A 16,780-nucleotide genomic window follows, 5' to 3' on the forward strand; every position below is an offset into this window, starting at 1 on the left:
CACTGTTTAATTTGCTGGTGGCCATAGTGGAGAGGTAATACCCGTTCCCATTCCGAACACGGAAGTCAAGCTCTCTTACGCCGATGATACTGCTCTTCGCGGGAAAGTAGGTAGCTGCCAGCTTTTTCTTTTTAAATGCTTAGTGCAATAGATGATAGTTTTTACTTATACATTAAACACTTTACAAGGGCTTGTAGAAAACTTTCGTCCTTTGTTTTTTTTATAAGGAGTTTTCATTAAAGCCGTTTATGGTTTGTCTTGCAACTTGCACAAGCGATTGGAAGGGCGCGTAGCGGCCACCGCAGCACGGCTTGCGTGCGAGGAGGCTGGAGCGCAAGCGTAACCCTGCAAAGCGCGCTCTTGTGCCTGTGAGCAACGCGAATTGGCTCAAGATGTGCCCTGATTTTAATCTTTTTTAATTTTTCTATTCTGCACTGCAAATTTCATTATTTTCAAACTTCAAATAAAACTTCTTTTTCAATATTGAAACGAGTGGCTATTAAAAGTTAAAATAGGGCATCTATATTTTTAAGAGGAAATTAAATGACTAAACTTGTACTTGTACGCCACGGTGAAAGCGAATGGAATAAACTCAACTTGTTCACTGGCTGGATGGATGTTGAATTGAGCGAAAAAGGCCGCGAAGAGGCGACTGCTGCTGGTAAACTTTTAAAGGCTGAAGGCTATGATTTTGATGTATGCTACACATCTTATCTTAAACGTGCTGTTCACACTTTAAACGGCATCCTCGACGAAATGGACAGAAACTGGCTCCCTGTCATTAAAACCTGGAAATTAAACGAGCGCCACTATGGTGATCTTCAGGGGAAAAACAAAGCCGAAGCTGCAGAAAAATTCGGTGAAAATCAGGTTAAAATCTGGAGACGCTCTTTTGATGTAAAACCTCCAGTTCTCCCTGATGATGATGAGCGTTCTGCAAAAAAACAGGCAATGTATCGCGATGTTGACACTTCTTTCCTTCCTCAAAACGAATCTTTGGAAACTACGATTGCTCGCGTTATTCCTTACTATCTTGAAGAGATAAAGCCTGCGATGAAAGCTGGAAAGCGTGTTGTTGTTGCTGCTCACGGAAATTCTCTGCGTGCTCTCGTTTATTATCTGGATAAAATGTCGCCAGAAGAAATCCTTGGTGTTAACATTCCAACTGCAACTCCACTTGTTTACGAGTTTGACGACGACTTTAACGTTATTAAGCACTATTATTTGGGCGATCAGGATGCAATTTCTGCTAAGATGAACGCTGTTGCAAATCAAGGAAAAGCTGCAAAATAGTTAAAGAATTTGGGCGGCTTTTTGCTCCACTGCGTTCTGCAAAAAACACGCTTTGCGGGGTTGCGCTTACGCTCCATTGGCGTTCCGCCAACGCTATGCGCCCCTTCAATCGTTGCCGCACAGGAAGTGCGCTCCACAAGCAGTACTGAAAGTTTTGCAAAAAAAATAAGCACGGAACTTTGTTGTTTTTCAAAGTTGTCGTGCTTTTTTTTGCGTGTTAAATATTGTATATCGCATTTATTTTTTATCTTTTTGCTTATTGATGAATCAGCGTTCTTGTGTCTACGATTCTCTTCATGTCTGCTATGTTATTTACTATGATATAAGAATCCATAACATCAATTTTATGGGCGCTTATAAATCTGCTTATTTCATCCCTTGTCTGATCGTATGTAAGCCCTGCCCAATGCGCAACTTCTTGTATTGTAACATTGAATCTTCTGTGCCTATCGTTTGGATTTACTGGAGGCGTCATTTCGTCGAGCATACAAAATACGTCTGCTATTCTTGCCTGTAAATCTTGAATAACGAGAATTTTGAACCTTCTCTTTTGGTCATAAATTCGCTTGCAAAACAGTTTTAATATGTTCAACGCTATTTGTGGATTTCCAGTTATTAAAATTTCAAAATTTGCTCTATTGAATTCCAGACATTGAACTGCACTTTCTGCTAAACAAGTTGCTGAACGCGGAGAATTATCCAATATCGCCATCTCGCCAAAAAACTCGCCAGGCTTTAAGATGTCCAGATTTTTATTTTGACCGTTTACGCATTTTACTAATTGAACTGTTCCTGTCTGAATGAGATAAAAACTGTCTCCAGGTTCGAATTCTGTTATTATCACCTGACCTTTTTCGTATTTTTTTGCAAATCTGTTGAATGCTGGAAGTTCAAAAATTTTTAGAGCACTGTCTGTTGTTGTACTTGAAGTAGAGGTGTCTTCGTCTTGAGGTTTTGCCAATTTTTGCGCACGTGCATTTGCTGTGGTATACATCTTTGCAACAGCTTCTTTGTTTGCCGCTGTAGGATAGCGTTTTAAATAATTCAAGCAGACATCTGCGGCACTTCTCCAATTTTCGTCGTCGTAAAAGGCTTGTGCTACGCTTAGCATTCCTGACTGCTGATTTATCGTTAAATCCTTGTTTAAAATTTCTTCTGTTTTTTTGTGAATTTGGCGCAGTTGGTTTGAAAATACGCGTAGCATTTTCATTATCAAAGCTTTGTTTGAAGAAAAAATAGATTCAAATTCCTGTACTGTAAGCGAAAGGCAGGTGGAATCCGTTAAAACGGTTGCTGTTTCTTCGCGCGGAAAATGTCCCAAAGCCGATTTTACACCAAAAAACTCGCCTGTTTTTATCTGTTCTGTAACTGGAAGATTGGTTTCGATGTCTGTTGATGTGATTACGACACAACCTTTTTGCAGGATGAAAACTCTCTCATCCCTGTCACCAGCAAAGTAGATTATAGAACCTTTGGTGTATGACATCACTTTAGGCATTGTTGACCTCTTTCTATTTTAATCCAGCATTTTCTAATATACATAACGATACCATAAAATTTTCAAATATGCTATATTTTTGTTATGATTGATTTGCACAGCCACTCTACAGCATCTGACGGAATTCTTTCGCCTCGCGAATCTGCTTTATATGCTTTTGAAAAACACCTTACAACTTGGGCTTTAACCGATCACGATACGGTTGACGGTTTAAAAGAAGCGGCAAAAACCTGCCTTGAATGTGGAATCAATTTTATTCCAGGAATTGAAATCAACATCGCCTGGCCGACTGGCGAGTTTCATCTTTTGGGGCTTGGTTTAAGAACATACAGCGAAGATTTAAAAAACGTAATTGATTATTTGACCCAGGACCGACATCAGCGAAACCTTACAATCGTAGAAAAGATGAATGCAGACGGTTACAACTGGACTCTTGAAGAAATAGAATCCAATTTTGTTGCAAGCCAGATTGGTCGTCCGCATTTTGCAGATTTTTTGGTAAAAAAAGGAATTGTAAAGAACAGGCAGGATGCTTTTAATCGTTTTTTTGGAAGAGGTAAAAAATGGTATGCTTCTCATTGTGGAGAAGATTTAGAAACTGCGGTTCAGGCGATTAAAAGTTCTGGTGGAGTTCCTGTTTTGGCTCATCCTATGTCGCTGTATGTGAGTTGGGGTAAGATTGAAGGAGTTTTAAAGGATATTCGCGGTAAAGGTGTTGAGGGCCTTGAAGCGTTTCATCCCGGAGCGAGAAATTCTGAATGTTTTAGGCTTGAAGAATTGGCTAGAAAATTGGGATTTTTCGTTACTGCTGGTAGCGATTTTCATGGGAAAGGTGTGCGTGCAGATAGGCACCTTGGTAAAACTGCTGGTGGCAGAAAAATTGATAAAAGATTTTGGGAAGATGAATTAAACCCTGCTCTTGGCGGTGATTTTGATTTTAAACTTACTGACTGGGTTAATTGATTTTGACTTTTAAAATATACTCATTTTTTTGATGTTCTTACGCCAGATGCGAAGTGCGTAAGTTGCGTGCGTTTTTGTTTTTGGCACGCAATGAGCACTAGCGAACACGTAGCAGCTGGTTGATTGTAGGCTCTTCGTTCTAAAAAAATTAAAAATTATATTTTCTTTTTTGTTGGATTTTTGTTTTGAACTCAAATATAAAGTTGAGGTAACGAATGAAAATCTTTTCTTTTTCGCCTTTTGGTTATGAAGGTGCGCTTGTTGCTGTTGAGGTTGACCTGCGTCGTGGTATTCCTTGTGTTGATGTGGTGGGACTTGCTGACGGTGCGGTTAAGGAAAGTCGGGAGAGAATGCGTTCTGCGATAAGGAATTCTGGTTTTGAATTCCCGCTTGAGAGGGTTTTGATTAGTCTTTCGCCTGCTGATTTGAAAAAAGAAGGCGCTGGTTTTGATCTTGCACTCGCGCTTGCTGTCTTGGACGCTCAAAAAAAGGAACAAGGCTCTTATTCTGAGGATGAAAGAAAGGTTTTGGTCATGGGGGAACTTGAACTTTCGGGTTTGGTGAGACCTGTTAGGGGTGTGAATGCTGCCGCTTGTAGCGCTGTTGCACTGGGAATTTGTGAATGTATTGTCTGTTCGGAAAATGCCAGAGAAGCACAGGAAGTTGATGGAATGCGTGTCTTTGCTGCTGAAAATCTGGCTGAAGCGTTTGACTCTTTGTATAAGAGCGAATGTTTTACAAAATTTTGTAGGGCGGAAAATGATTTTGATTCTTTATGCGATTGTGTAGATGTTGACGGTATTATGTTTCCTAAGGTTTTAGATGAGCTTGAGTTTAAATATGTTAAGGGGCAAAAAAAATTACTTCGTGGTTTGCAGATTGCTGCCGCTGGTGGTCATAACCTTTTAGCATACGGGCCTCCTGGTTGTGGTAAGACTTTGGCCTTGCAGAGATTTTCTTCGTTACTTCCTCTTCTTTCGGTTGAAGAAGCTCAATCTGTTACTAGAATCCACTCGCTTGCGGGACTTTTGCCGTTTGAAACCGCTTTAATGCGAACCCCCGATTTTAGGATGCCACATCAGACTGCAAGCATTGAAGGCATTTGCGGTGGTGGAATAAATTGTCGCCCTGGTGAGATTTCTCTTGCACATAACGGTGTTTTGTTTTTGGACGAAGCGGCAGAATTTAAGAGCAGTGTACTTCAGATGTTGCGTGTTCCGCTTGAAAGTGGATGCATAACTTTGAGCAGGGCTGGAAGAAACACGGTTTATCCTGCCGATTTTCAGCTTTTAATGGCGTCTAATCCGTGCCCTTGCGGCAATTATGGTGTTCCTGGAAAAATTTGTCTTTGTAGCGCTCGTTCGATTGAAATGTATTGGAAGAAATTTAGCGGTCCTTTGCTTGACCGAATTGAACTTCGTGTTTTTGTTTGTGGTGAAGATGATAAAAATTATAAGGAAGAGGAAATTTCGACACAGTCGCTTAGAGTTGATATTGCGAAGGCCGTGAAAATTCAACGAAAGAGAGGAAAAAAGAATGCTAAACTTTTGCCAGAAGAGATGGATTTGTATTGCACATTGGGAGATGAAGAATCTGCTTATTTTGAAAATGAAGTTGGAATCAATGGATTTTCGAGAAGGGCTGGTGCTGCTTGCTTAAAACTTGCCAGAACTATATGTGATATGGAAGGTAGGGATAAAATTGCAATAAAAGATTTACAAGAGGCTTTTAGTTTTAGAAGTTTTTCTGAATCTTTGGAAGATTTTTCAGATTGATTTGTGGTGATATTTTGTTCTTTTATAGGTTTGTATTTTTATATTTGGTGCAGAGAAGTGTCTAGAATCGTTTTGTGAAGAAAAATTGAATTGTGCAAAAAAAAGGAACCTGCTTTAACAGATTCCTTAATACCGGAGAAGAGACTTGAACTCTTACACAGTTGCCTGCAAAAGATTTTGAGTCTTTCGTGTCTACCATTCCACCACTCCGGCGAACTTTGAACATATTAACAAAAAACACTGCTGTTGTGCAAGGGATTGAACGATTTTTTTATAGTGGGGTTTTAGTTTTAAGTGTCGAGGTTGAAAAATCAGTGGGGATGGAACGGAATATGTTTTTTTATTGACAGGAGTTTTCTATCAGAATATGTGAGAAGACAAGGGGTTGAAACAGAAACAGACTTTTCGTCTCATTTGCGGAGCGTTTTTTTTCACAGAGATGGAAAAATTCAGGCGGAAACTTCATTTTTTTAATGTCTCTATATTTTTATTTTCTTATGTTGAAAAATAGTTTTGCGATTCTCAGAATGCCGCTTTTCATCTGCCGCCATTCTTTCTTGCTTTAGAAGAGGAGTAGCCTTTTTCTTAAACGAGTGCTCATGTGGCTGTTATCGTTATTTTTTTGCTAAAAGTTGAAGAAAAACGAAAATAAACCTATCATTCAGTTTTGTATATGCTAAAAGATTACACTGGTGCAAAACCTGAAAAAGTGCTTAAAGAAGTTTTTGGCTATTCGTCCTTTAAGTTGCTTCAAAAGGAAATCATAAATAATGTTCTCAATAAAAAAGATACCCTCGCCATAATGCCAACTGGTGGCGGAAAATCATTATGCTATCAGATTCCTGCTTTAATTTTTGAGGGGCTTACAGTTGTGGTTTCTCCGCTTATTTCACTTATGCAGGATCAAGTTGATACTTTGCTTGGTGTCGGTTTTAATGCTGTTTTTTTGAACAGCAGTTTGGATTGGGAAAATTATCTTGAATCGATGAACGCAATCAGACGAGGTGAGATAAAGATTTTATATGTTTCGCCAGAAGGTTTGTCGTCTTCAAAGATACGAGAACTCTTGCACGAGGTAAAAGTAAGTTGCATTACGATTGATGAAGCACACTGCGTTTCTGAGTGGGGACATGATTTTCGCCCTGAATTTCTTGAAATAGCTTCTGTTCGACGTCAGTTTCCATCGGCTGTTTGCCTTGCGTTGACAGCAACCGCTACAGATGATGTTAGAAACGATATAATAAAAAATCTCGCTTTAAAAGAACCTTCTATCTTGATTTCCAGTTTTAACAGGGAAAATATATATCTGGAAGTTAAGCAAAAAAAGGATGGACTTGCACAATGCGTTGAGTGTATAAGGGAATTTCCCGGCGAAAGTGGAATTATCTATTGCTTTAGTCGAAAACAGGTTGATAATCTTACTGAAAATCTTTTAAAGCTTGGATATTCAGTTTTAAACTATCACGCGGGGCTTTCGGATGACGAGAGAAAAATGCATCAAAATATGTTTATTCGTGATCAGGTGCAAATTATGGTTGCAACCCTCGCTTTTGGAATGGGAATCGATAAGCCAAACGTAAGATTTGTAATTCATTATGATCTTCCAAAATCTCTTGAGCAGTACTATCAGGAAATTGGCAGGGCAGGACGAGATGGTCTAAAATCGAAAGCTCTGCTCTTATATTCTTCTTCGGATATTTTTAAGATTCGCCATTTTTTTGACGAAAGTACAGACTCTCAAAAATCTGAAAATCTTTTGAATTCTATGGTCAATTTTGCGACTTCAAGATTTTGCAGGAGAAAACTCTTGCTTTCATATTTTGGAGAACACTACGATAAAACGCGAAATATAGAAGATTCAACTTTTGGAGGAGATTTTTGTTGCGACGTGTGCAGTTTTGGAGATAAAGAGGATGTTGATATGACGATTCCGTGCCAAAAACTGATGAGCTGCATAATAAGGACAGATTCCCGTTTTGGCAGTGTTTACATTGTAGATGTTCTTTTGGGAAGCCGAAACAAGAGAATCTTAGAAAATTCGCACAATATGATTTCGACATGGGGAATCGGAACGGAATTGAATAAAGAAGGCTGGTTTGAGCTTATCTCTTTGTTGCTTCAGAAAAAATATATAGTAAAATCCGGCGAATATGGAGTTTTAAAACTCACGCGAGAAGGGTTTAATATTCTAAAAAACCGCGACAGGATTAAACTTCCTTTTGACTTAGAGAGTTTTAAAAATCGCAGCGACACTGTCCGAAAAGAAAAATCTAACGGAAGCGAAGAAAGTCAAAAATCTCTCTACGCAACCGAAAATTTTATTCCTAAAAAACGTGCGAGCGCCGGGGCAAATGGTTCAGTTTTGTTTCCGAAGCCCAGTCGCACATCAAAAAAAAGTTCTGTTAAAAAGATTGTTATGAATTTTAGCCTTTCGGATGAAGAAAAATCCTGCATAAATCTATTAAAAAAATGGCGGAAAAAGAAAGCCCAAGAGATGAATGTTCCACCTTATGTAATTTTTGGCGACAAAACTTTAAACGAGATTGTTACAAAACGACCAAAGACGATAGACGAGTTGATGGACTGCTATGGAATTGGCGAAAACAAAGCCCAGAATTTTGGTGCGCAAATTATTTCCGTTTTGGAAGAATCGTGAATTTTAAGATAGAAGACTAAAAAAGCCTGCGCGATTCTACATAAAATCTCTTTTCGCTTGCTTCGCCCATGCTAAACGATTTTCTTGGAAGAGGCCCGTTTTCGTTTATTGTTAAAAAGAAAGAATCTTTTTCTATTGGAGGCAAAAGGATTGCGATATTTTTGTCGATTTTTCCAAGGTTTACAGTTTCTTTTGTTCCGTGTATGTAGTCAATTTGAGTTTTGTCCGCACCTTTTTTTGTCATATATTCATCTAAAATTGGTTGCAATGCAGAAATCGCCAGCGCTTTTATCGAAGTTTGAAGCATTTTAAAAGATGTTTTATCATTTTTTGTGAATATAAAACCGTATCTTGCACCTTCTGTATTTTTTTCGGCAACAGAATCTTCGAGGCTCTGCTCATCTTGTTTTTCGATTATTTTTCCGTCTAACTTTTTTGCAATGTAATCCAAAACTTCATCACTTTCCAAATCAAAAAGGACGCGATGAATTGGCTCAAAAGTGAGTCCCGTGTCGTAGATGTTTACAACTTCAACGAGTGCATATCGAACTGGCGAATCTTTTGGAAGATTTTGTTTGTTTTCTTCCCAGACCGCTTTTGCAGTTGCAAGAGAGTGATTTCCGTCGCCCACTGCAAACAAAAATGTGTTTCCGTCTTTGTCGGTTCCGCTTTGTGCGAGCGAAGAGATTGCGTCTTCAAGCAGAGATTCTGCTTCTTTTCCTTTTAATGCCCAGCCTGTTATGCTTCCAGAGTCTTGCATCAGAGATCCGTCGTAAACTGGCGATGTTTTTTTTGCAAGTTTTTCCGCTCCGCCTATGAGCAAATCGTCTTTGTCGTTTGCAAGCAGCATTATGTGTGGTAGCTCAAGTGCCGCATTGTTTCTTATCTTCATTCTTGGGGGGATTCGCTCTGGGACGGTTGCTTCTGTCGCGCGAATAGGTGCTTTTGAAAAAGGTTTCCATTCGTATTTATCCAAATCCACGCAGAGTACAAGCCCACGCCTGGTGCGACCATAGGCAGTCTTGCGTTCAAGATATATGCATTCGCTCTGCTCTTCTTCAAAAACACCATCTTTTATGTAAGCATGCATTTTTTCTTTTATGTTTTTTATTCGCTCTTCGCCATCGCCAGATGAGAGATAAACTTCTGGAAAAATCAAATTCAAGGTTGAAGGCTTGCCCTTTGTTAGTTCTTCGGTCTTTTTCCAATAATCAAAATCTTGCGTGCACTGATCGCAGGCGATTACAGACCAAGTTTTTAAGTCGATATTTTTTGGTAAAAGGATTTTTGGAATTGAAATTCCGTATTTTTCAAGTGTTTTCATATTTTTATATTAGCGGAAAAAAAAACATCTGTATATCAAAATGATTGCATCGCAAAATTGAAAATTCAATATCAACTAATTTTTTTCATTTAAGGTATAATCAAAAATATGGCAAATGTTCCGACTTTTTCTCTTTTGCAAAGGACTTCTCAAAATCAATCTCAAAAACAACTTCAAAGTCAGAAATTGAGTCAAAAGCAGTTGATGGCATTAAAATTCCTTTCGCTTTCTTCTGTAGATTTACGGCGAGAAATTTATGATACCGTTGCAAAAAATCCTGCACTGATAATTACTAAAGATTTTAACGAAGAAGGTGTTAATGATGCTCGTGTTTCTTTTGCAGGCGACAATCTTAGAGTTTCTTCTGTAAGTAAAAGTGGAATCGAAGCAAGCGATAATTTTCAGTCTGCACTGGAGTCTTCCCCTGACGAAAGGCAAACCTTGAGCGAGCATCTTTTACACCAATTTTTGTCTGTAGAACACAGCCCTTCTCAAGAAAAATTGGGAGTTGCGTTGATTCACAATTTGGATAAAAACGGTTTTCATATTTTGGAGCCTCTCTCTCTGCTCGATAAAAACGATAAAAATCAAACTCCAAAACTTTTAGAAAAAACGATTGATTATATTCAAAGGCTCGATCCAGAAGGATGTTGCTGCCGCAATTTTGAAGAAAGTCTCTTTGTTCAGGCGAGTATAAGAGAGGATGCTCCGGAAGCTGCACTTTTTATTTTGAACGGGCATTTTGATTTGTTACAACCTCCACAGCCAGTAAAGATTTTAAAAAAGATAAGCGAATTAAAAAAAGATTTTCCAAATAAAACTGGCGATATTTCGTTTTCGCTTGAAGATATTGAAAACGCTCTTTCTTATATTAAAAAACTCGAGCCATTTCCTGCTTCTCAATTTTCGCCGTCGGATAATGCATATATTCAACCAGATGTTTATGTTGAAAAAAATGAACAAACAGGCGCTTATTCCGTGCGTGCAAATGATGAACTTCTGCCCGTTGTTGGACTTTCCCCTGATTTTTATGAACTTTCGCTCGAGCGTTCTAGAGTTACAAAATCTACAGAAAAATCAGAAAAAAAACGCTCTGAGCACAGATTTATAATGGAAAGCGTTCGTTCTGCAAAAGATTTTATGGAAAGCCTGCAATTCCGAAAAAAAACGCTTCTTCTAGCGTGTCAGCAAATTGTTATTGCTCAAAAGGATTTTTTTGAAAAAGGACCTTCATTCTTAAAGCCTCTGCGTCAAAAAGATATTGCCAGTTTGATTGGCGTTCACGAAGCGACGATAAGCCGAATGGCAAACGAAAAATATCTTCGCTGTGACAGAGGACTTTTTAGAATTGACTTCTTTTTTACAAATGCTGTTGGAACAAATGATAGCGGAACTGAGCAAAAGGAAACCTCTTCAAAAACCGCTGTTATGTATGAACTTGAGCAAATTCTAAAAGAGCACAAAGGCGATGAAAAACCTTTGAGCGACCAAAAAATCTCCGACTTGCTTTTGGAAAAAGGAATTAAAATTGCAAGGCGAACTGTTGCAAAATATCGTTCCCAGTTGAATATCGATTCTTCTTATACGAGGCTGTGATTTTTTAATTTGTTTTATCTGCTCATTCATATTATACTAATCACTGCTGGGGGATAAAATGATTTTATTCGCTTGCGTTTTTATACATCATAAGGGGGAATCAATATGACAAAAAATGTATCAGCAAGTTTTGAGCTTGAAAAAAAACAGTCGGAACTCATTGAAAAAAAACTTGAAAGAATAAAATATGCAGACGACTTAATCGTTGATCTTAGCGTTCGCGTAAAACGAGAAAAAGAGTATATATTTGAAGCAACTGCAAATTTTCGTTGGGGTGCACAGGCTCATGTTAGTGGCAAAGATTTTGATTTTGCAGCGGCACTCAACAAGATGATGGATGTTTTAGATGTAAAGATAAAAAAAGAAAAAGATAAAATTCAAGAAAAGTGATAGAGCACTTAGAACACAGCGCAAAATGCTGTGTTTTTTTTATTTTATCACTTGTTTTATGCCCTTATTTTCTGTATAGTGTATTTTATATGATAGCTAAACCTTTTACAGTTTTAACTCTCTTAGATATGGAGTTAAAGGGGCACAATTCTTTAAATCTTCATTGCATTGCGGGGCGCAAAGGCTTAACTCGGGTTATAACTGTTCCAAATATAAATCGTCCGGGATTGGAACTTTCTGGTTTTTTTGACGCTTTTACGAGTGAGTGCGTTCAAATTTTTGGTAGAGGCGAAACCGCTTTTATCGAAAAGCTATACAAAGAGAATAAAGTTGACACTGTTGAAAAATTGTTTTCTTACAAAATTCCCTGTGCTGTTTTTACACATAACCTTTTGCCAAATTCTCAATTTTTAGAAGTTGCAGAAAGAAGTGGTTGCGCGGTTTTACAAACAGATCTTGAATCTTCTGAATTTGCAATCAGGCTGTTAAGAGCTTTTTCTAATATGTTTGCTCCAAAAAAAACTCTTCACGGAGTTTTGGTTGAAGTCTATGGAATTGGTATCCTTTTGACAGGTCATTCTGGAATCGGTAAATCAGAATGTGCTTTGGAACTTATTGAAAGAGGGCATCGTCTTGTTGCTGACGATATTGTGGAAATCCGTTGTGTAAACGGAAATACAATTTTGGGGCAAGGTGCAAATAATTTTATAAGTCATCACATGGAAATTCGAGGACTTGGAATAATCAATGTAACTCAACTCTACGGTGTGGGCTCAATCAGAGAACAAAAAGAAGTGCAAATCATAATAAAACTTGAAGAATGGGACCAAAATAAAATCTACGACAGGGTTGGTACAAATCTTTCTACTACAGAATTTTTAGGTGTGAAAATTCCTACGATTGAAATTCCTGTTCGACCAGGAAGAAATCTTCCAATAATAATCGAGGCGGCTGCAATGAATGAAAGATTGAAGTACATGGGGTATAATTCCGCTCGAGATTTTAATCAAAATATTTTAAAATGGATTGAATCTACAGATGCCCAAAACTCATATTACGGTTTTGACGACTCTTATTAGAGATAAACATACTAGAATATACTGACAGAGAGGCTTTTATGACAGAAAAAATTTTGACAGTACGCAATAGAGCAGGAATCCATGCTCGCCCAGCGGCGCTAATAGCGCAGACTGCAAACAAATTTGAGTGTGAAGTTGTGCTTATAAAAGACGATGCGGAAGTCAATGCAAAGTCAATAATGGGCGTAATAACGATGGCGGCAGGTTACAACTCGAATATAATTTTGCATACAGACGGCGAAGACGAAGTTCAGTGTGCGGATGCCCTTGTTCAGTTGTTTGAAAGCCGATTTGAAGAAGAATAGGAAAATCTATGAAACAAATAACAGACAGGCAACAGGAAGTTTTGTCGTTTATTTCTGCCTTTACAAAAGATAATTCATTTCCTCCAACTGTGCGCGAAATAAGCGAGCATTTTTCCATTTCTCTTAGAGCGGTTCAAGATCACATTGCGGCACTGCAAAAAAAAGGTTTTATTTCCATTAAACCAAAAAGTTCTCGTTCGATAAGAGTTTTACAGGAAGATGAACCAGAAAGAGAAACTTTTGTAGGGCGAGTTCCTGTTTTGGGAACTGTTGCAGCAGGCAAGCCTCTTTTAAGCGAAGAAAATTTAGATGGATACATAAATTTGACAGAGCCTTTTGTTCGGCCAGGAAAAAATTATTTTGCGCTTAGAGTTCGTGGAACAAGCATGATAAATGCAGGAATTTTAGAAGGAGACCTTGCAATCGTTGAACAGTGTTCAACTGCTGTAGACGGACAGATTGTAGTTGCAGTTCTCGATGATGCAATCACTTTAAAACGATATTACAAAGAATCGGACAGGATAAGATTGCAACCAGAAAATCCTGATTTTCAGCCCATTTATTGCAGCGATTTGAGAGTTGTTGGAATCCTTTCTAACATAGTTCGTACTTATTAAAAAATGTCAGCACCTATATATCTTTACACTGGACCAGAACTCGGAGAAAAAAACGAGCAGATACTTTCTCTAAAAGATAACTTAAAGAAAAAATACGGTTCTAGTGATGATTTTGTGTACTATGGAATGGATTTGGATATGGGGGAAGTCCTGTCTCAGCTTATGACAGAATCACTTTTTACTCCAGCAACTTTTGTCACAATTCGAAATGCTGAACTTGTAAAAGATAAAAAAGATATAGAAATGCTTCAAAACTGGATTTTATCCGCATCTAAAAAAACAGAAGATTCTACGGTTTTGGTTTTGGTTTCTGATGAGATGAAAGTTGATTCAAAACTTGAAAAACTTGTTCCTTCAGAAAACAAAAAGATTTTTTGGGAGATGTTTGAAAATCGCAAGGAACAGTGGCTGCATTCATTTTTTAAGAAAAACGGTTATTCTCTAGAAAGCGAGGCTGCTCAATCGATTTTAGAAATGATAGAAAACAATACGGAAGCTCTAAAAACTGAATGCTCGCAATTTTTTTTCTGCTTTCCTGCTGGACACACCGTAACCAGTGCCGATGTTGAAAAAGTCCTTTCCCACAACAGAGAAGAATCTGCGTTTTCGCTTTTTGACGCTATGTCAGAAAATTTTCCTGCTCAAAAACGCTTGGAAAATTGCCTTTCTATCTTGCAAAAAATAAGGCTTTCTAAAAAAGACAGCACACCAGTTGTAATCACCGCAGGACTCTCTTATTGTTTTAGAAAACTTTCACTTTGGCAGTCGCTTCATTCGACGTCTTCTCCATCTGATTTGGATTTAAAGAAAAATGGTTTTAATTCAAAACAGGCTCAAAAACAATACGCCAGGGCTGGTTCTGTTTGGACGGCTGGTCAAGTTGCTGCAATACTTTCCCTCATCTCCAAAACTGATGTTGAAATCCGCAGCCTAGGTACTTCTTTTCAGGATACAAAGCTTTCTATGATGCTCTACGAAATAATAATAAAAAACGGTGCTTACTGCTGTGCGTACGAGAGCGATATTTTTTCATAATCATCGCGTAAATTTTTCTAAAAAAATCGCGAATCCTAAAAAACAGGATAAATCATTTTATTTCGATTTTGTTTAGGAGTTCTTTTAAAGCGATTACTTCCTGAGCAGTTAAAGAAATTCCTTTCCCCATTTTTTGGTGATCTGGAGCCCAAGGCCTTATATCGTATTTTTCAGGTCTTCCACCCCAGCTGACTTTATTCAATTCCGTAGTCCAGCCAGACTTCGAGGTTGAAAAAACACCTAATTTTTCGGTAATTTCATAAGAAAAATCATCTGCCATAAAATTTTCTCCTATTTTCTATTTATTTTATGTGGAGTAATTGAAGATATTATAACCTTGAAATTTAAAGGAATCATTAAAAATCCTATTTTTGTTTTTTGCCAGTTGCTCTATGCTATTTTCTTAATTATAATCATTATATATAAATCCATTAAAAATGGGGGATAACGTGAAAAAAATAATTTCTGCACTTTTGTGTGCAATGGCAGTTTTTTTTATTATTTCCTGTAAATCAACTCCTAAAGAAGAACCTCAGACGGAAACACAGGATGTTGTTACAGATGTAAAAGAAGAGGTTGCACAGACTGTTGACTATTCGGCTGCAAACCAATCTTTGTGGGCTTTGACAGAAGCTGCACGACAGGATGCAATCGCTTCTGGTGCAAAAAAGTATTATGCAGAAGGATTTGAAGCAACCGAGTCAATCTATTCAACCGTAAAAAATGATTTAGAATCATCGCCTAGCGTAGATCATTCTGAAAAGATTAAGGATTTGACTTCTCGCTATAAATCTTTGTCTGCGGCAAGTCAGGCTCGTGTTCTAAAAGAAAAAGCCGACACACTTTCTCTTTCTGGCGAAGATAAGGCTTCTTACGAGGCTGGAGAAAAAGCACTTGCCGAATATCTTGCATTGGGAACTTCTGCTTCTGGAGACGCTTTACTTGCAAAAGCAAACGAAGCTCTAAATGCTTATAACGATGTTGTAAATAAAGGTCTCAAAGCTAATGCCGCTCGCGAAAGGCAGGCTTCTCTTGAAGCAAAGAGAAAGGCAGACAGTGTAAAAGCAGGTGTTGCAAAGAAAGATGAATATTTAAAGGCCGCAGAAACGTTTAAAAAAGCAGATTCTTCATATGTTACAGGCGATATAGAAGGTGCTTTTAAAGGATATAGAAGTTCTAAAGAAGTATTCGTTTCTCTTTTTGAAACAATTCAAGAAAAAAGGATGGCTGCGCAGGCTTTGATTGATGCAGCAAAACAGAGAGTTTCTAATGCGGAAAATTATGCAGTAGAGGCGGATTCTATCGCTCCACTTTCTGGTGAAGTTGCAGGAATTGAAAAAGAAGACGCTGTTCTTTTGGAAGAAGACAAATTTGAAAATCCTGAAAAAGCAGTTATAGATGTTGAAGGCGGAGTTACAGCCAAGACTGCAGAAAAAGTTGCTGAAACTGCTATTTCTGCTGAAGAAAAGGCTGATTCTGTTAAGAACAATGCTGCAACTCAGATAAAAGATGCAACATCGGAGGCAAAATAATGAAAAAACTCATTCTTATCGTAATTTCTATTGTTTCGGCTTCTGTTTTGTTTGCTGTAAGTTATAAAAATAACACTTATCAGAAGCTTGCTAACGAGTATACAAAAAAAGCGCAGGTTGCACTTGACGCTGGCGATTATATGCTTGCAGAAGACTATGCAAATAAGGCGGCAGAAAATGCGGCTCTTTCAGAAGCATATATAAAGAAGATGCTTTTAAAGTCGGACGCAGATTCTTCAATGAAAGCGGCATCAAAGCGCCTTGATTATGCAAAATCTATCAATGCTGACAGAAACTTTCCAATGGCATTCTCTGCGGCTCAAAAATCTTATGCCAGTGCAGAAGACGCATATAAATCAGAAGATTTTACAACCGCTGTTGCGTATGCGAATCAGGTTTTGTCTGCACTTGCAGATATAAAGGAAATCACTCCACTTCCAAAGTTTTACATCGTTCGCCCTTGGGCAGAAACAAAAGACTGCTACTGGAATATTTCTGGTCGTTCTTATGTTTACAACAATCCGTTGCTTTGGGAAAATCTCTATCAGGCAAACAAATCGAATATGCCAAAACAGGATGACCCTAACTTGATTCTTCCAGGAATGAAGATGGAAATTCCAAGTTTGACAGGCGAATATCGCGAAGGAGTTTATTCACCGGCTAAAAAATACGATGGATATTCTGCAAATAAATAATCTTTATGATTAGTTTTATAAA

Annotated in this window: 15 protein-coding genes, 1 tRNA gene and 1 rRNA gene; 13 read left to right on the forward strand and 4 right to left on the reverse strand. The window is 38.0% G+C overall.

The genetic code is table 11. From position 1 onward, the window contains the following. The first annotated feature begins 13 nt into the window (after positions 1-13). Both rrf and gpmA read left to right on the forward strand, forming a co-directional pair. Positions 14-123 (forward strand): 5S ribosomal RNA (gene rrf / locus FXX65_RS06825). 420 nt (positions 124-543) lie between these two features. Next, a complete protein-coding gene (gpmA, locus tag FXX65_RS06830; protein WP_147615650.1) occupies positions 544-1,293 on the forward strand; it encodes a 2,3-diphosphoglycerate-dependent phosphoglycerate mutase in 750 nt (249 codons plus the stop codon). Positions 1,294-1,549: 256 nt separating this feature from the next. On the opposite strand, the gene FXX65_RS06835 is transcribed toward gpmA, so the two are convergent. After that, positions 1,550-2,791 carry a Crp/Fnr family transcriptional regulator gene (locus FXX65_RS06835; RefSeq protein WP_147615651.1) on the reverse strand — a complete coding sequence of 414 codons (1,242 nt, stop codon included), beginning with the start codon at positions 2,789-2,791 and terminating at the stop codon, positions 1,550-1,552. Positions 2,792-2,875: 84 nt separating this feature from the next. Here FXX65_RS06835 and FXX65_RS06840 point away from each other — a divergent pair, with 84 nt between their 5' ends. Together FXX65_RS06840 and FXX65_RS06845 are read left to right on the forward strand one after the other, a co-directional pair. After that, positions 2,876-3,754 carry a PHP domain-containing protein gene (locus tag FXX65_RS06840; protein WP_147615652.1) on the forward strand — a complete coding sequence of 293 codons (879 nt, stop codon included), beginning with the start codon at positions 2,876-2,878 and terminating at the stop codon, positions 3,752-3,754. Between the two features lie 215 nt (positions 3,755-3,969). Continuing rightward, positions 3,970-5,529, forward strand: a complete 1,560-nt coding sequence (locus tag FXX65_RS06845; RefSeq protein ID WP_147615653.1) for a YifB family Mg chelatase-like AAA ATPase — start codon at positions 3,970-3,972, stop codon at positions 5,527-5,529. Positions 5,530-5,659: 130 nt separating this feature from the next. On the opposite strand, the gene FXX65_RS06850 is transcribed toward FXX65_RS06845, so the two are convergent. Then, positions 5,660-5,742 (reverse strand) — tRNA-Leu (locus FXX65_RS06850). Between the two features lie 460 nt (positions 5,743-6,202). Between FXX65_RS06850 and FXX65_RS06855 the strand changes: the two genes are divergently transcribed. Then, a complete protein-coding gene (locus FXX65_RS06855; RefSeq protein ID WP_147615654.1) occupies positions 6,203-8,185 on the forward strand; it encodes a RecQ family ATP-dependent DNA helicase in 1,983 nt (660 codons plus the stop codon). A 16-nt stretch (positions 8,186-8,201) separates the two neighbouring features. On the opposite strand, the gene FXX65_RS06860 is transcribed toward FXX65_RS06855, so the two are convergent. Beyond that, positions 8,202-9,509, reverse strand: a complete 1,308-nt coding sequence (locus FXX65_RS06860) for a DUF1015 domain-containing protein (protein ID WP_147615655.1) — start codon at positions 9,507-9,509, stop codon at positions 8,202-8,204. A gap of 108 nt (positions 9,510-9,617) precedes the next feature. Here FXX65_RS06860 and rpoN point away from each other — a divergent pair, with 108 nt between their 5' ends. The 6 genes from rpoN to holA all read left to right on the forward strand — a co-directional run bounded on the left by rpoN (position 9,618) and on the right by holA (position 14,531). After that, complete coding sequence (rpoN, locus tag FXX65_RS06865) at positions 9,618-11,105, forward strand: RNA polymerase factor sigma-54 (RefSeq protein WP_147615656.1); 1,488 nt, start codon at positions 9,618-9,620, stop codon at positions 11,103-11,105. A 105-nt stretch (positions 11,106-11,210) separates the two neighbouring features. Continuing rightward, complete coding sequence (locus FXX65_RS06870) at positions 11,211-11,495, forward strand: HPF/RaiA family ribosome-associated protein (protein ID WP_147615657.1); 285 nt, start codon at positions 11,211-11,213, stop codon at positions 11,493-11,495. Between the two features lie 89 nt (positions 11,496-11,584). Beyond that, a complete protein-coding gene (gene hprK, locus FXX65_RS06875) occupies positions 11,585-12,574 on the forward strand; it encodes an HPr(Ser) kinase/phosphatase (RefSeq protein WP_147613738.1) in 990 nt (329 codons plus the stop codon). 38 nt (positions 12,575-12,612) lie between these two features. Beyond that, positions 12,613-12,879 (forward strand): HPr family phosphocarrier protein, encoded by a 267-nt coding sequence (locus tag FXX65_RS06880; RefSeq protein ID WP_147613739.1) that lies wholly within the window; start codon positions 12,613-12,615, stop codon positions 12,877-12,879. Between the two features lie 8 nt (positions 12,880-12,887). Next, the gene (lexA, locus tag FXX65_RS06885) at positions 12,888-13,496 is read left to right on the forward strand and encodes a transcriptional repressor LexA (RefSeq protein WP_147613740.1); all 609 of its coding nucleotides are present in this window, start codon (positions 12,888-12,890) and stop codon (positions 13,494-13,496) included. 3 nt (positions 13,497-13,499) lie between these two features. After that, positions 13,500-14,531: a DNA polymerase III subunit delta gene (gene holA / locus FXX65_RS06890; protein WP_147615658.1), complete on the forward strand. Its 1,032-nt coding sequence runs from the start codon at positions 13,500-13,502 to the stop codon at positions 14,529-14,531. Between the two features lie 52 nt (positions 14,532-14,583). Here holA and FXX65_RS06895 read toward each other — a convergent pair whose 3' ends face one another. Beyond that, entirely contained in the window at positions 14,584-14,811 is a 228-nt protein-coding gene (locus tag FXX65_RS06895) for a YdbC family protein (RefSeq protein ID WP_147613742.1), read from the reverse strand. A 169-nt stretch (positions 14,812-14,980) separates the two neighbouring features. On the opposite strand from FXX65_RS06895, the gene FXX65_RS06900 reads away from it, so the two are divergent. Both FXX65_RS06900 and FXX65_RS06905 read left to right on the forward strand, forming a co-directional pair. Further along, positions 14,981-16,063, forward strand: a complete 1,083-nt coding sequence (locus FXX65_RS06900; RefSeq protein WP_147615659.1) for a hypothetical protein — start codon at positions 14,981-14,983, stop codon at positions 16,061-16,063. Next, entirely contained in the window at positions 16,063-16,758 is a 696-nt protein-coding gene (locus tag FXX65_RS06905) for a LysM peptidoglycan-binding domain-containing protein (RefSeq protein WP_147615660.1), read from the forward strand. The genes FXX65_RS06900 and FXX65_RS06905 overlap by 1 nt, the downstream gene beginning before the upstream one ends. Positions 16,759-16,780 lie beyond the last annotated feature (22 nt).

This window comes from Treponema pectinovorum, assembly GCF_900497595.1.
Lineage (GTDB): Bacteria > Spirochaetota > Spirochaetia > Treponematales > Treponemataceae > Treponema_D > Treponema_D pectinovorum.

Coding starts and splice junctions, on each gene's coding strand:
- holA (WP_147615658.1), top strand. CDS start 13,500: ATGTCAGCACCTATATATCTTTACACTGGACCAGAACTCGGAGAAAAA.
- FXX65_RS06870 (WP_147615657.1), top strand. CDS start 11,211: ATGACAAAAAATGTATCAGCAAGTTTTGAGCTTGAAAAAAAACAGTCG.
- FXX65_RS06845 (WP_147615653.1), top strand. CDS start 3,970: ATGAAAATCTTTTCTTTTTCGCCTTTTGGTTATGAAGGTGCGCTTGTT.
- FXX65_RS06860 (WP_147615655.1), bottom strand. CDS start 9,509: ATGAAAACACTTGAAAAATACGGAATTTCAATTCCAAAAATCCTTTTA.
- FXX65_RS06835 (WP_147615651.1), bottom strand. CDS start 2,791: ATGCCTAAAGTGATGTCATACACCAAAGGTTCTATAATCTACTTTGCT.
- gpmA (WP_147615650.1), top strand. CDS start 544: ATGACTAAACTTGTACTTGTACGCCACGGTGAAAGCGAATGGAATAAA.
- hprK (WP_147613738.1), top strand. CDS start 11,585: ATGATAGCTAAACCTTTTACAGTTTTAACTCTCTTAGATATGGAGTTA.
- FXX65_RS06905 (WP_147615660.1), top strand. CDS start 16,063: ATGAAAAAACTCATTCTTATCGTAATTTCTATTGTTTCGGCTTCTGTT.
- FXX65_RS06880 (WP_147613739.1), top strand. CDS start 12,613: ATGACAGAAAAAATTTTGACAGTACGCAATAGAGCAGGAATCCATGCT.
- rpoN (WP_147615656.1), top strand. CDS start 9,618: ATGGCAAATGTTCCGACTTTTTCTCTTTTGCAAAGGACTTCTCAAAAT.
- FXX65_RS06855 (WP_147615654.1), top strand. CDS start 6,203: ATGCTAAAAGATTACACTGGTGCAAAACCTGAAAAAGTGCTTAAAGAA.
- FXX65_RS06840 (WP_147615652.1), top strand. CDS start 2,876: ATGATTGATTTGCACAGCCACTCTACAGCATCTGACGGAATTCTTTCG.
- lexA (WP_147613740.1), top strand. CDS start 12,888: ATGAAACAAATAACAGACAGGCAACAGGAAGTTTTGTCGTTTATTTCT.
- FXX65_RS06895 (WP_147613742.1), bottom strand. CDS start 14,811: ATGGCAGATGATTTTTCTTATGAAATTACCGAAAAATTAGGTGTTTTT.